At 45.4% G+C, this 13,354-nt stretch carries 13 protein-coding genes; 3 read left to right on the forward strand and 10 right to left on the reverse strand.

The window, feature by feature from the left end; translation table 11 throughout:
• Positions 1–71: 71 nt before the first annotated feature.
• Positions 72–1,112 (reverse strand): alpha-E domain-containing protein, encoded by a 1,041-nt coding sequence (locus MUK70_RS20060; RefSeq protein WP_234607783.1) that lies wholly within the window; start codon positions 1,110–1,112, stop codon positions 72–74.
• A 219-nt stretch (positions 1,113–1,331) separates the two neighbouring features.
• Here MUK70_RS20060 and MUK70_RS20065 point away from each other — a divergent pair, with 219 nt between their 5' ends.
• Positions 1,332–2,888 carry a helicase HerA-like domain-containing protein gene (locus MUK70_RS20065; RefSeq protein WP_234654870.1) on the forward strand — a complete coding sequence of 519 codons (1,557 nt, stop codon included), beginning with the start codon at positions 1,332–1,334 and terminating at the stop codon, positions 2,886–2,888.
• Here MUK70_RS20065 and MUK70_RS20070 read toward each other — a convergent pair.
• The 5 genes from MUK70_RS20070 to MUK70_RS20090 form a co-directional block, all read right to left on the reverse strand.
• Complete coding sequence (locus tag MUK70_RS20070; protein ID WP_234654871.1) at positions 2,885–3,298, reverse strand: DUF2141 domain-containing protein; 414 nt, start codon at positions 3,296–3,298, stop codon at positions 2,885–2,887. The two genes, MUK70_RS20065 and MUK70_RS20070, sit on opposite strands and share 4 nt — an antisense overlap.
• Before the next feature lie 9 nt (positions 3,299–3,307).
• Positions 3,308–3,817 carry an acyl-CoA thioesterase gene (locus MUK70_RS20075; RefSeq protein WP_234654872.1) on the reverse strand — a complete coding sequence of 170 codons (510 nt, stop codon included), beginning with the start codon at positions 3,815–3,817 and terminating at the stop codon, positions 3,308–3,310.
• 63 nt (positions 3,818–3,880) lie between these two features.
• A complete protein-coding gene (locus tag MUK70_RS20080) occupies positions 3,881–4,966 on the reverse strand; it encodes a Gfo/Idh/MocA family protein (RefSeq protein WP_234654873.1) in 1,086 nt (361 codons plus the stop codon).
• A gap of 9 nt (positions 4,967–4,975) precedes the next feature.
• Positions 4,976–6,328 carry a neutral/alkaline non-lysosomal ceramidase N-terminal domain-containing protein gene (locus MUK70_RS20085; protein WP_234654874.1) on the reverse strand — a complete coding sequence of 451 codons (1,353 nt, stop codon included), beginning with the start codon at positions 6,326–6,328 and terminating at the stop codon, positions 4,976–4,978.
• Between the two features lie 138 nt (positions 6,329–6,466).
• Complete coding sequence (locus MUK70_RS20090; RefSeq protein ID WP_234654875.1) at positions 6,467–7,000, reverse strand: YceI family protein; 534 nt, start codon at positions 6,998–7,000, stop codon at positions 6,467–6,469.
• 193 nt (positions 7,001–7,193) lie between these two features.
• Here MUK70_RS20090 and MUK70_RS20095 point away from each other — a divergent pair, with 193 nt between their 5' ends.
• On the forward strand, positions 7,194–8,000 hold the full coding sequence (locus MUK70_RS20095; RefSeq protein WP_234654876.1) for a transglutaminase-like domain-containing protein: 807 nt from the start codon (positions 7,194–7,196) through the stop codon (positions 7,998–8,000).
• 134 nt (positions 8,001–8,134) lie between these two features.
• Here MUK70_RS20095 and kbl read toward each other — a convergent pair whose 3' ends face one another.
• Both kbl and MUK70_RS20105 read right to left on the reverse strand, forming a co-directional pair.
• Positions 8,135–9,319, reverse strand: coding sequence for a glycine C-acetyltransferase (gene kbl / locus MUK70_RS20100; protein ID WP_234654877.1), 1,185 nt, complete (start codon positions 9,317–9,319; stop codon positions 8,135–8,137).
• Positions 9,320–9,353: 34 nt separating this feature from the next.
• Positions 9,354–10,307 carry an NAD-dependent epimerase/dehydratase family protein gene (locus MUK70_RS20105; RefSeq protein WP_234654878.1) on the reverse strand — a complete coding sequence of 318 codons (954 nt, stop codon included), beginning with the start codon at positions 10,305–10,307 and terminating at the stop codon, positions 9,354–9,356.
• Positions 10,308–10,478: 171 nt separating this feature from the next.
• On the opposite strand from MUK70_RS20105, the gene MUK70_RS20110 reads away from it, so the two are divergent.
• Positions 10,479–10,940, forward strand: coding sequence for an Lrp/AsnC family transcriptional regulator (locus MUK70_RS20110; protein ID WP_234607792.1), 462 nt, complete (start codon positions 10,479–10,481; stop codon positions 10,938–10,940).
• Here MUK70_RS20110 and MUK70_RS20115 read toward each other — a convergent pair whose 3' ends face one another.
• The gene (locus MUK70_RS20115; RefSeq protein ID WP_244784481.1) at positions 10,941–12,692 is read right to left on the reverse strand and encodes a hypothetical protein; all 1,752 of its coding nucleotides are present in this window, start codon (positions 12,690–12,692) and stop codon (positions 10,941–10,943) included.
• The gene (locus MUK70_RS20120) at positions 12,661–13,338 is read right to left on the reverse strand and encodes a hypothetical protein (protein WP_244784483.1); all 678 of its coding nucleotides are present in this window, start codon (positions 13,336–13,338) and stop codon (positions 12,661–12,663) included. The genes MUK70_RS20115 and MUK70_RS20120 overlap by 32 nt, the downstream gene beginning before the upstream one ends.
• Positions 13,339–13,354: the final 16 nt, after the last annotated feature.

A 13,354-nucleotide genomic window follows, 5' to 3' on the forward strand; every position in this document is an offset into this window, starting at 1 on the left:
CGGACCCATCCAATCCAATGGCAGTTTTTGAACTGATTTACTATATGGCCACCAAGTTATCCAAATTTTAATCAGTTCATCCATTGTGTCTTGAAATGGCTTGCCGACTGTGACTGGATCTGTCCCTGTGACTGGCTTTGCGATTGACTGTGCGACTGACCCTTTTCCAAGCCAAAATACATGTCAAAAATCGCGTTGTCGACTTCGTTATTTTTAGTCTGAAATTTATCCAGATATTCGTGAAGACCCATTTTGAAAACATCTTCAACGTCTGTAAACTCTAATTCTGTACGGATTTTGCTTAACGCACGCTCGGCAGGATTGGTGTGTCCCCGTTCCGGAATGGACCCCGCAATTGCATATAATGACAGCTCCGCCTGCCTTACGCAGTAAGCGATGGACCTCGGAAATAATTTGTCCAAAATAAGAAAAGCGACGATGTTCATGGGCGTTAGCGCACGGTGTGTCTGCCTATACATATTATAGGCACTCACAGATTTCAAAACCGCCGTCCAAAGCATCAAATCAAGCGTTGAGCCTGAGGTTCCCGAGTCTTGTAACAATGTAAAATACTTCACATCCAGAAAGCGTGAACATTTATCTGCACGCTCAATATGCCGGCCGAGGCGACCAAAATGCCAGGCTTCATTCCGAGTTATAGACGAATCCACGACGCCATGAAAAAGCTGGCAACTTTTGCGGATATCCGTAAAATAGGATTGCATATGATCCATATTTCTGAAATTATCCGGATTCGTGCTGCGAATGGAAAGGTAGAAAGTGTTGATACTCTCCCACATCTCCTTCGATATGGTTTCCCGGATCGTCCGCGCATTTTCACGTGCCTCGTAAAGACAGCTTATAATAGAGTTGGGATTTCTTTTATCAAAAGTCAGGAAATGTATAACGTCCTCTTTTGTAGGCTTCTCGTAATATTTATAAAACAAATAATGATCCGCGGTTGCGATCAGAAGCGGTTCCCATTGCTCGTCCACGTCCGGCGGCAGATCCAATGCCAGATTAAAATTAACTCCCACAAAACGGGCGTAGTTCTCTACCCGCTCTATGTAACGATTCATCCAGTAAATTGAATTGGCAACTCGGCTAAGCATAAAATGAAAGTGTTGTCTCTAAAATTGTTTAATCAGAATATTTACTAGGCAATATCACCAAAATACCTAATAAAATTTTGCAAATACAAGAACCTACGAAAAGTAATATAACTTCTCAAAAGAATAGTATTGTTAAGAAACAGCCGCTTATTCCGCTGAAACCTCCCAAAACCGTTAATTTTTGTAAATTAACATTTCTTAAACAAAACCATTATTCCTGTGTCAAAAAAAGAGCAATTTATTGCAGCTATACAAAAATCTTATCATACCGATAAACCTGTCATCCATTTGGGTTCCGCCATTCTGGATGGTGAAATCATTGGAGAAGCCCGCGTAAATCTGCCTCTGCGTATGATGAACAGGCATGGACTCGTGGCAGGAGCAACAGGATCAGGAAAAACACGGACTTTACAGGTGCTTGCAGAACAACTTTCTGCCGCAGGCGTGCCGGTTTTCATGTCGGATATAAAAGGCGATTTATCAGGTATTGCGCAGCCAGGCCAAACTAATGCTGCATTGCAGGAGAGGTCTGCGGCGTTGGGAACGGTGTTCGAGCCGAAGGGTTATCCTGTTGAACTATATTCATTAAGCGGCAATAAGGGCGCTCAGATGCGGGCCACTATCCTGGAATTCGGCCCCATATTGCTTTCTAAAATATTTGAATTAAATGATACGCAATCGGGTGTTCTGGCTATACTTTTCAAATATGCCGACGACAAGGATCTGCCCATGGTGGATCTGAACGATTTAAAAAAAGTGCTGAACTATCTTTCCGAGGGACCTGGCGCAGCTGAGATAAAAGGTGATTACGGCAGCATTTCCACCTCCACGGCAGGGACGATCCTGCGTAAAATAGTGGCGCTGGAACAACAGGGCGTCGGGACGATATTTGGCGAAAAATCGTTTGATATTACGGATCTCATCAACCGTGTCGACGGTCAGGGCGTAATCAGCTTACTCAACATTTCCGATGTGCAGGACAAGCCGGCATTGTTCTCCACATTCATGCTTAGCTTGCTTGCCGAACTTTATACAAAATTACCCGAAGCAGGCGATCTGGATAAGCCAAAGCTGGTTTTCTTCCTGGACGAAGCACATTTGCTATTTAAAGATGCCCCAAAAGCATTTCTGGACCAGATTGAGCAGGTTGTGCGGCTTATCCGTTCAAAGGGCGTGGGGATTTTCTTTTGTACACAAATGGCGCAGGACGTTCCGGTGTCGGTTTTGTCCCAATTGGGAAACCGCGTCCAGCACGTTTTGCGGGCATTCACGCCACAAGATGCTGATGCATTGAAACAAACCGTGAAGACCTACCCAAGATCCGATTTTTATGCAATTGATCGGATCCTGACCACATTAGGAATCGGGCAGGCACTGATAACCGTTTTGAATGAAAAAGGAATTCCGACCGAAGTGGCTGCAACACATTTGCTCCCGCCCAATTCCATAATGGGACCAATGGTGCAGGCAGATTATGAAAATCACGTCAGACAATCAGACGTTTATCTGAAATACAAAGACCCAATTGACCCTGAAAGCGCTTATGAAATGCTTACCAAGCGCATGGAAGCGCAAGCACAGGTTGAAGCAAAAGCGCAGGAAGAAGTTGCGGAAGTAAAAAACGAAAAGGAAGAAAAAGGAATGTTTTCAGAAGCGCTCAACTCGCCATTAGCCAAACAAATCGGCAGGGAAGTCGTTAGGGGCGTTTTTGGAATGTTATTTGGCAAAAAAACGACGAGTACCCGCAAGAAAACCGGCGGATTGTTTGGTTTCTAGTCCGTTAGTTTTACACTTATTTTCTGTCCCGGATCTTTGAGTACGAATTCGCAGTCTTCAAATTTCGGGGCAGAAAATTTTGGCCGAAAGTTCTTGCTGAAACCGTATGGTTCTTTGGGAATGCCCACGAAATTTTTGTCCAGCATACCATTGCTGTTCAGGTCGTGGTAAACCGCTAATGCGTAACGGCCCGGGCTCAGCTCAAATGCGACATTTTGGGGTGCAGCTGCTTTCACTTCAACGATTTTGTATGTGTTCGGCTTTTCCTTCCCCGCAAATTTCTCCTCCGGCTTGTAAATAGCGATCCAGAGTTTGCCCTGGCCTTTTTGTATATTGGTAAACTCAATATTCAATATCATTGCCGGTTCCGCAAACCAGCCTAACAAGCAACTCACAATCCATACAAGCATAGTTATCTCCTATTTTTCTGTTTCCCAACCAATTACGCAACGCTGTTTCGACAGTTTATGCAAGTTATCCTGCACATCCATCCGCGTTTTCGCGTTATCAAATGCATCCTTATAATTCTCCTTCAATTCGCGGCGTTTGATTGCTTCCAGGAACCTGCGCGCATCGTCCTCATTTTCAAGCAATAATTCAGGCACAACAGTTGGTTTATCATCATCTCCTTTTGCAACCATGGTCACGTAGGAAGTATTTGTATGCCGCTGAGAACCGGTTTTGACATTCTCTGCAATCACCCTGATGCCAATTACCAGCGAAGTCCTGCCTACATAATTCACGGATGCGTGCAGCGAAACCAGGTCGCCCACCTCTACGGGCTCTAAAAAATCCACGCCATCAACCGAAACCGTCACGCAATAGGTGCCAGCGTGTCGCGCGGCACACGCATAAGCCACCTTATCAATTAACGACAATAAGATGCCGCCATGTATTTTTCCGCCAAAATTAGCGTAAGACGGAATCATGAGTTCCGTTAAGGTGGTTTGTGAAAATCGAACTGAACGTGGTTCCAAATGCTTAATGTTTGGTTATTTCTTCAAATAAATGGTTTTTCCGGACTTTGCAGACTCTTTTGCTGTTTCTAATATTTCAACAACCGTCACATTCACCGGCAATCCATACAAGTCATTTTTTTCAAGCTTCAACCTGCCCTGGATCACATCGGCCAAAACGGAGAACGGATCTGTAAATGGCGCAGGACGCGGATCGAGTTTGATTGTTTCCTCGGGCATTTTTTCTGAAAGGCGCTGGCGCACCGTGGTCGCATTCACAGCAACCGCGTAACCCTTATTTCCAAACACTTCCATATCTTTTCGGGCAAAAGACCAGTTCCACGAGCCCTGAATGATGCATTGCGCTTTCGGATATTGCAAAATAATGGATGCTTCATCGTCGACTTCCTTATAAATCTCAGGCTTATTCTGATGCGTAACCGCCGTCACCGAAAGCGGACGTTCGCCATTCAAAAGCCAGGTCATGAGGTTTGCGCCATAGCAGCCGAAATCGATCAAAGCGCCGGCTCCATTTTTTACAGGGTCAGCGAGAATAGCCAGAAACTCTTTGCTCACGCCAATTTCTTTTGGTCCCTGATGGCCGTCATTAACCATTACTTTCCTGATTTCTCCCAATTTCCCCTGCACCAACAGGTCACGAACGTGCTGGTTGCTTGCGTACCAGGAGGTTTCATAATTAGTGAGCACCTGAATGCCATTCTGATCCGCCAGTTTCTGGATTTCCTTTGCGTCGGCGAAAGTTGTTGCCAACGGTTTTTCCACCATGACGTGGATTTTTCTGGGCGCACAGGCGCGTACAATTGCAATATGTTCATTTATTGCCCCAAAAGCCGAAACCGCTTCCGGTTTAGCTTCTTCCAGCATTTTGTTTAAATCCGTGTAAAAGAGCTTTCTGTCGAGCTTGTATTTGTTTATGAACAGATTAACCAGGTCCGGATTGGTTTCATAAATACCCACGAGCTCGATATCTTTTTTATCCGAACGATTGAAAATCCAGCCGACGTGACCGTGGCTTAGTCCGGCAACGGCCACTTTTACAGGCGTTTGTGCCATAGATTGCATACTTAGAAATACGAGTAAACCTAACAGCAGTGTTTTCATGTTCGAAGTTCAGGATAATTTATCAATAATATCTTTGATCACCTCTTGCAGATAAGCACCGTTATAAGGTCCATACCAGCTCATGGTTTTGGTTTCGTAAAGGTCTTTATCGTAATATTTATCATGGGTAATGTACCCAATATAACCACCATTAAAGCTCGTTACCAGCAAGTTAAGGCCTTTTGTCTTGGCATATGCGTCCAATCCCGCCACCAGCTCACCCGAAAAGTCACAAGGCATCCCCACCATTAGTATGTTACCGACACGCAATGCCTTTACAAAGATGGGATAGTCACCGAAAGCCTTTTTGAATGCCCAGGAACGCAGGTTAATGTTCATCGTCAGCCTTGGCGATGGATCACGCATGGGCAGTGGCAATGTGAATGCCTGCAATAGGGCGCCTTTTGATTTTACCTTCCATGCTGAGTCAGATAATAATGCCTTCTGAACACCATAAGCCTGATTTTTAACCTCGTCAAAATCATCCGACCCTTTTTCAATCGGCCCCATGCTGCCGACAGCGCCGGCCATGTACATGGCGAAATTGTACCTTCCTTTTTCAAGTGAATCCACCAGCATGCCCGGATAATCTCTGGACAAAACGATGTTTTTAGAATTCAAAATCGTTGAATGCGCAGCATAGGAGCTCAATATTGCTTTTTTACCACTCTTTGTCACGAATGCGGCGGAACGGATTTCCGGGTCAACCTCTCCCTCCTCTCCTACCAAACGGTTCCGAATGTCAACGGTGTCAATGGCTTCCATGTAAGTCAGTTCCACAGGCTCCAGCTTCGCCTTTGCCTGCACAATCGCCTGGAAAATAGCGTCCGCAAGGCGCTCAACCGTTTCAGGATTGTATTTCCCGGAAAAGAAAAGAGACGAAATGCCCGTTCCCCAGCCACCTACACTATTATGACTATGTGTCGCGCCAAAAAACACTTGATCAAACGGAATTTCCTTTTCAGTGAGCCGTGATTGCAGGAGTTTGATTACCGTAGGCGGCATTATAAGTAGATCCGCAGCGATGATGGCGGCTTGTGTCTCACCATTATCAATCACCATTGCCCGCACATAAACCGAATCGTGAACAGCGGTGTATAAAGCGCCTTTCCGTTTTCCATAACCTGCTGTTGGCGTGGGTGATGGCGGTGTAATGTTCACTTTGGCCCAGCCTGCCTGTAAATGCCCTGTGGCGCCGGCTGTATCCTTTTTGAGACTGCTTATTTGTTTTTTCCATTGCCCGTAATAAGGCATTTCTTTATAAGGTGTGTTGTCCGGGGTTGTGATCATCGTGGAAATAGCCAGTATCAAAAGCAGCAGGATCACCCCGATGACGCGCAGGAAAAATCGTAGGAATCTCATTTAAACAAATGTGGGAGGTTAGGTTGCCAGTATGCAAAAGGAATAAACGTACGATTTATCCTCATTATGAAAAAGCCCGACATTCCTTTAAGGCTTATGTCGGGCTCCGGCCCGGACAGACCGGGCAAATATTGCGTTTTATGATTGCTTAACCAACTGAATATTAGCGATCAGCTTTACGTCCTCGCCAATCACCAAACCACCTGAATCTGTCAATTGCATGTAATTAAGGCCAAATTCCTGTCGGCTGATCCTGCCTTCCACCTCGAAGCCGATCTTGATATTACCGTTCTCGTCCCGCTCCGATCCTCCGTATTCGGCATCAAGTTCGATGGGTTTGGTGATGCCTTTCAATGTCAGCAAACCTGAAAGCTTGTAATTATCACCCTTCACCTTATGAAAATAATTCGACTGAAAAGTAATGTGCGGGAATTGCTCAGCGTCGAAAAAATCGGCGGACCTTAAATGGGCGTCACGCATATCGACCTTAGTATCAATACTCTTAACGTCCAGGGAGAAGTGAATTTCAGCATTTTCAAAATTGTTCAGATCCGACGTGGCGCCTCCTTCAAAATTATTAAAGGAGCCTGTAATAGTGGAAATCACTAAATGCTTGATCTTGAACTGAACTTCTGAATGAACGGGGTCTACAATCCATTTTGTAACTGACATAGGCGAAAAATTTAAATTCTACAAAGCTGGCCATTGGCCTATTATTAACTTAAAATTAATATTCCTGACATACAAACGTCCATTAAAATGTTTTAATTCAGACCGTAATGGATGTTTATCCCAAATAATGGCACGTAATTTTTAACTAACTCGTTGTCATAACATTTACCAAATATATTAAATCGACTCATAGATGAAAATGAAGGGAAGAAGCATATTCACGTATGACGTGTATGCGCCCACCACAGTAACCACCATGTTACGCCCCCGCAGACAAGAAGGCCAGTCCATCATTCAGGAAGGTTTCAACATAGAACCACCGGTTCCATTTTCAGAATATACCGACATATATGGCAATCCGTGCCAGCGGACAATTTTACCTGTTGGCAAGGTGACCATTTCCACAGAAGTCCAGGCGCAGGTAAGTGTAACAAAGCCCATCCCAACCCCGACACCAACATTCATACTGGTGGGCGATCTGCCCGACGAAGTAATGCATTACATTCTGCCAAGCCGTTATTGTGAGTCAGATTTGCATGAAATTAACATGCTTGTAATGAACATTGCAGGCAATCTTACACCCGGATATGAGCAAGTTGAAGCAATCCGTACTTGGATCCATCAAAATGTAAAATATCAATACGGCGTAACCGATTCCAGCACGACAGCGCTTGATGTTGCACGTAACCGCATTGGTGTATGCCGCGACTTTACGCACCTGGCCATTGCATTATGCCGAAACTTATGCATTCCGGCGCGGATGACGGTCGGGTATCTGGACAGACTTAAAGTAATGGACCTGCATGCATGGTTCGACGTTTATATCGGTGGAGAATGGTATACATTCGATGCCGTACAGGAAAAAACAGGTGGATATAGAATTGAGATCGCTCACGGCCGCGATGCGGCAGACGTTGCGATGGTAACGCAGTATGGTAACGCCACGCTGCAATCACTGCATGTGGAGACGCAGCTGTTGGAGCAGGAGCCGACTAATTGATAGTCGTACAAGCAACTTGTCAGCCTGAGCGGAGTCGAAGGCACGCCACTCCTTGGTAACGTGCCTTCGACTCCGCTCAGGCTGACAAGGGTCTTAGCCGCTCAGGCTGACAAATGCTGTTCTGTGCAACAATTTCAAATTACCCCAAGCTGCTTCCCGACCTTCGTGAATGCCTCCACGGCTTTCTCCAAATGTTCCTGCTCGTGGCCAGCGGAGATTTGTACGCGGATGCGTGCTTTGCCTTGGGGCACGACGGGATAAAAGAACCCGATCACGTAAATGCCTTCTTCTAACAATTTCGAGGCAAATTCCTGCGCAAGTTTCGCATCGTAAAGCATGATGGGCACAATAGGATGCTCTCCCGGCAAGATATCAAATCCAGCCTCTGTCATGGCTTTGCGGAAGTAAGCCGTGTTTTTTTCGAGCTTATCGCGCAATGCGGTGGATGATGAGAGCAAATCCAGCACTTTGATGGAAGCACCGACAATGGACGGGGCAAGGGTGTTGGAGAAAAGATAAGGCCTTGAACGCTGGCGAAGGATTTCAACGATTTCCTTTTTTGCAGCGGTAAAGCCCCCAGAAGCGCCTCCTAATGCCTTTCCATAAGTGCCTGTAATAATGTCAATACGGCCCATTACATTCCGGAACTCATGTGATCCGCGGCCGGTTTTGCCCATGAAACCAGATGCGTGACATTCATCGATCATGACCATTGCGTTGTTAGCCTCGGCCAGGTCGCAAATCTTGTCGAGTTGCGCAATGGTGCCGTCCATGGAGAAAACGCCGTCGGTGACGATCAGGATACGGCGGCTTCCGGCTGCATCTTTCAGTTGCTGTTCCAGATCCGCCATATCATTGTGCTTGTATCGAAAACGTTTCGCCTTGCACAACCTGATGCCGTCTATCAATGAAGCGTGATTTAGTTCGTCGGAGATGATGGCGTCTTTTTCATTTAATAATGGTTCAAAAACGCCTCCATTTGCGTCAAATGCTGCTGCATAAAGAATGCAGTCTTCCATCCCTAAAAAAGCGGCAGTTTTGGCTTCCAGTTCCTTATGAATGTCCTGCGTTCCGCATATAAAGCGAACTGATGACATGCCGAACCCATGTGTATTAATGGCTTCAATCCCTGCCTTAATCACCTCGGGATGGGATGAAAGTCCCAAATAATTATTAGCGCAGAAGTTCAGCACGTCTTTTCCGTCGGTCGCGATCTGAGCCGCCTGCGGAGTGGTGATAACCCTTTCTTTTTTATATAAACCAGCCGCCTTAATGGCCTCCAGTTCCTCGTGCAGTTCTTGCTGAATGGTTGTGTTCATGAATTGGATTTTTAATGTTGCTAGTGACTGCTTTTTAGCTTTTTACCGATTGGTATTTCTTCTTCAATTCAGAGATCATTTCCTCTGTCATTTTATCCAGATTGTAGGCCGGACGCCAGCCCCAATCTTTTCTGGCTTGCGCATCATCAATATGCGCAGGCCAGGATTCAGCAATTTTCTGGCGAAAATCGGGCTTATAGGCGATCTTAAAATCCGGGATTATTTTCTGAATGCTTAACGCCACTTCTTCGGGAGAAAAACTGATTCCGGCCAGATTGTAACTCGTTCGCACCGAAATTTTATCCTTTGGTGCTTCCATTAATCGCACCGTCGCATCCATAGCGTCGCTGATGTAGATCATTGGAAGCGTCGTGTCGGCTTTTAGGAAACATTCAAATGCTTCACCTTGCACACCTTTATGGTAAATATCGACGGCGTAATCCGTTGTACCGCCGCCTGGCATAGATTGGTAACCAATGATGCCGGGATATCTCAGCGAACGAATGTCCATTCCATATCGCTGAAAATAATAATTGGACCAGTTTTCACCAGCTGCTTTGCTAATCCCATAAACCGTCGCAGGATCGAGATAGGACCATTGCTCTGCCATTGTATCCACATGATCACCGAATACGGCGATGGAACTCGGATAAAAGATCTTCGCAACATTGTTTTCCCGCGCTGCTTCCAGCACATTAAAATACGTTTGCATGTTGATATGCCACGTTTTTAACGGTTCCTGCTCGCCTTTCGCAGACAGGATCGCGGCCAGGTGATAAATTTGCGTAACCCTATATTTTTTTACCAATGCTGCCAAAGCACTGCCATCGGTTGCATCCAGTTTTTCAAAAATCCCTGTCTCTAATTCGGGCAAACGAATGTCCGACGCGACCACTTTTTCAGCTCCATAAATCTCTCTCAAATATTCGACCAGAACCGAACCGATTTGTCCGTTCGCACCGATCACCAATATGCATTCCGATTTCATTACAAGCCTGTTTTAATAAAGCATTAATCACTTGCAATTTCCCTCAATCTGATAATTATTTCAACCTTTCAACTCATTCACAGGAAATGTTCCTGCACTATTGAATATTTAAAGAATATATTACTTTTAAACATCGGTTGGGTTATTGCTTACAGTAAATATTATTGCACCATGGAACAGTTGGACAAAATTGATACCAAGATCCTGCGCATATTGCAGAAAGACGCAAAGAAGACGACAAAAGAAATTGCCACCATGCTAAACCTGACCGTATCGCCGATTTATGAGCGCATACGCAGGCTGGAGAGTTTAGGTTATATCAAACAATATGTGGCAATCCTGGATAAAAAACTCATCAACCGCCAGGTTACGACCATTTGCCAGGTCTCCATGCGTTATCATAACGAGGCGTTTATCGAAAAATTCGAGCAGGAAATTCAGAATTTGCAGGAAGTCCAGGAATGTTACCACATGGCCGGACAAGTTGATTTTTTACTTAAAATCAATGTTGCCAGCCTCGACGATTACCATGACTTTGTAAAATACAAGCTGTCCAAGATCGACAACATTGGGGTCTTAAACAGTACTTTTGTGCTCAAAGAGATCAAGCACACGTCGGAATTTTATATTTGATCAAAGGCTGCTTTTACCCACAGTAAAGGAAAGTATTTTACTTCCCGAAACGCCAGAAGGCGTAATTCCCTCAATTACGACCTGGTAGCGTCCGGTTTGATCGGATGTGTAAAAGCCCAGGTTCGCTTTTCCCGAAGCGTCGGTGGTCATGTTGGGTGCCCAATGCAGCAGATTCCTAAAATCCGGGATACGGCTTTCAGCATTGCCTTTATCGTATCGCGGCGAGTAAAATTCCCGTTGAACCTGCAAACCTTCATACGGCATTACCATTACTTTGGGGTCCAGCTCATAACCTGCCAGATCGTTGCGATAGGTTGAAAAGCTTACAATCCCGGTAAAAGTCATCGGGCCCAGGAAATATCGGGAGCTCAGGACCTCTATTTTTTTGACTTTTAAAGGATCTAATTCCATAATCTTGTCCGTATTAAAAACCGGTATCCCATCCAGCAGCATCAGCGGATCGGTGGTGTAGAAAGTGTTTGGAAGCAGCTTATCAACCAACCGGAAATGAAATTCTTTCTGCCTTTTTCTGACAAGCACGCCGCGAACATATTCTCTCAAAACCTCTTCCATGGTTGGGAAACGGGTGAAATCATCCAGGAAATATTTCTCATCCGGCACCCCGAAAAATGCGACAGAATCAGCTAATGTTGCCTTCCGCTCGGCCATGACCGGCGGTAAGAAAACATTCGCCGTCTGCATGTTAATGGTCCGGTTCAGCAACTGATTTTCCCAGGCTTTGCTGAAAACGAATGGAGCAATGGGCCGTGTAGCAAACTGTTTTACAAATGGACTGGCAATTTCAATGCGGTAAGTGGAATCAACATTAAGATTGGTCTGCAATGTAATCTCTTTCGGCCCCGTGAACTTCCTGGCCTCGTACATCACATTTCCTGCCTGGTCACTTTGGGCAACATACAGGCGCGCAGGGACATCGAGGGCGGCCAGATAAGTGTCAATGCCTTTTGCCGGGGAGCCGTCGGCCTTGTTAACAACCTTTCCGTTGATAAAATGGCCATCAAACTCGGGGAGGAATTCAAAGGGAGTAGCCTGACTAACAAACACATTTTCCCACTTAAACCTGCGCCAGCCGTGCGTGAGCATGAGGTTGTCCAGTTGCCGGTCCGTATCCACATTCACGCTGGAAAAATAATATTCAGGAGATTCCACGCTGCCTTTCAAATCCGATGAGAGCCATAAATGACTGCGGATGTCTGTTTGAGGTTGTGTGACGATGGAGTCCGTAAGGTAAATCGCAACCGACAGATTAGCCATTTCTGATGCGGATGAGACAGCGGCAGAAATATCCATATTTACTTTTTCGCGTGTCACAAATGCATTCTTAACCGTTGCTTCGATCGCAAGCTCCTTCGTCGGCCTTTTGAAGTAAAGCCTTTCGCAAAGTGGTTTCAGCTTCTCATTGAAAATCGTAATGTGTGATATTCCTTCGCCCAACTGCGATTTATCCAATGTGAAAACTGCCTTATTGTTTTTTAAATATTTCCTGTCTACGAATGTATTAAGCTGACGGGTGTGGCTCATCAGATAAATGGGAACGGGCTCGTCGCTGACAATGGCCGTGGTCACTGTAATTTTCAGAAGGTTACTTGTTGAGTCTTTCAGCTGCATCACGTAACCCAGTTCTTCTGTTTTGGGCAATGGGAATGTGTATGACTGCCCTTTGCTATCCTTGATTATAGCGTTGTAAGTGACGCCAGGTTCAGGTTTCAATGTAAAAAAATCCGATTCCATTCTTTTCAGGCTGAAATTTCCCAACGCTTTCATTTTGGCCGTTCACAATTTCACCTGTAAAATTTACACCAACGCCTTCCTTCCCAATGGCGCGGAATGCGACTTTGCTCTCAATTCCTTTCACAAGATAACCGCCCTCCGGGAAAAACTGAACGTCATATTTATCAGCTTCTTTGGCCAGCCGATCCGGATCGAAGCGGACAAATGGATTGACAATCGATATGGACGATTCGAAGAAATATTCCGGACCGTAATTCTTCATCCAGTTGGTATAGCACCGCACTTTATACTTACCGCTGGCAATGGTGGCCGGGATCAGCACGGAGCCATCCCCTTTGCCTTCGGCCAATGAAAATTTAGTCTGGATCAACGCATTGTTTTCATTATCAATCACTTCCAGGTAGGCAACTTTACTCACATCCACAAATTTGTGAGTCGCTGCATTCAGGTTGTATGCTTTAAACCAGATTGTCTCTCCGATCAGATACAGCGGCCGGTCGAGATGAACGTACATCTTTTCCTGCAATGCTCTTTCGGTATAAAGCCCAAATCGCTGCTGTATCGATTTCACCATAGCATCGTCCTGCGCGTATGATGAAAACGCGGTGCAGAGCAACATACAGCAATAGAGTAAAGTCCTTTTCATAATATTATATGATCAT

Source organism: Dyadobacter chenwenxiniae, from assembly GCF_022869785.1.
Classification (GTDB): domain Bacteria; phylum Bacteroidota; class Bacteroidia; order Cytophagales; family Spirosomataceae; genus Dyadobacter; species Dyadobacter chenwenxiniae.

Excerpts from the sequence above, each read along its gene's own strand:
- MUK70_RS20060 (WP_234607783.1), bottom strand. The coding sequence starts at position 1,112 with ATGCTTAGCCGAGTTGCCAATTCAATTTACTGGATGAATCGTTACATA.
- MUK70_RS20070 (WP_234654871.1), bottom strand. The coding sequence starts at position 3,298 with ATGCTTGTATGGATTGTGAGTTGCTTGTTAGGCTGGTTTGCGGAACCG.
- MUK70_RS20075 (WP_234654872.1), bottom strand. The coding sequence starts at position 3,817 with ATGATTCCGTCTTACGCTAATTTTGGCGGAAAAATACATGGCGGCATC.
- MUK70_RS20080 (WP_234654873.1), bottom strand. The coding sequence starts at position 4,966 with ATGAAAACACTGCTGTTAGGTTTACTCGTATTTCTAAGTATGCAATCT.
- MUK70_RS20085 (WP_234654874.1), bottom strand. The coding sequence starts at position 6,328 with ATGAGATTCCTACGATTTTTCCTGCGCGTCATCGGGGTGATCCTGCTG.
- MUK70_RS20090 (WP_234654875.1), bottom strand. The coding sequence starts at position 7,000 with ATGTCAGTTACAAAATGGATTGTAGACCCCGTTCATTCAGAAGTTCAG.
- MUK70_RS20095 (WP_234654876.1), top strand. The coding sequence starts at position 7,194 with ATGAAAATGAAGGGAAGAAGCATATTCACGTATGACGTGTATGCGCCC.
- kbl (WP_234654877.1), bottom strand. The coding sequence starts at position 9,319 with ATGAACACAACCATTCAGCAAGAACTGCACGAGGAACTGGAGGCCATT.
- MUK70_RS20105 (WP_234654878.1), bottom strand. The coding sequence starts at position 10,307 with ATGAAATCGGAATGCATATTGGTGATCGGTGCGAACGGACAAATCGGT.
- MUK70_RS20110 (WP_234607792.1), top strand. The coding sequence starts at position 10,479 with ATGGAACAGTTGGACAAAATTGATACCAAGATCCTGCGCATATTGCAG.
- MUK70_RS20115 (WP_244784481.1), bottom strand. The coding sequence starts at position 12,692 with ATGGAATCGGATTTTTTTACATTGAAACCTGAACCTGGCGTCACTTAC.
- MUK70_RS20120 (WP_244784483.1), bottom strand. The coding sequence starts at position 13,338 with ATGAAAAGGACTTTACTCTATTGCTGTATGTTGCTCTGCACCGCGTTT.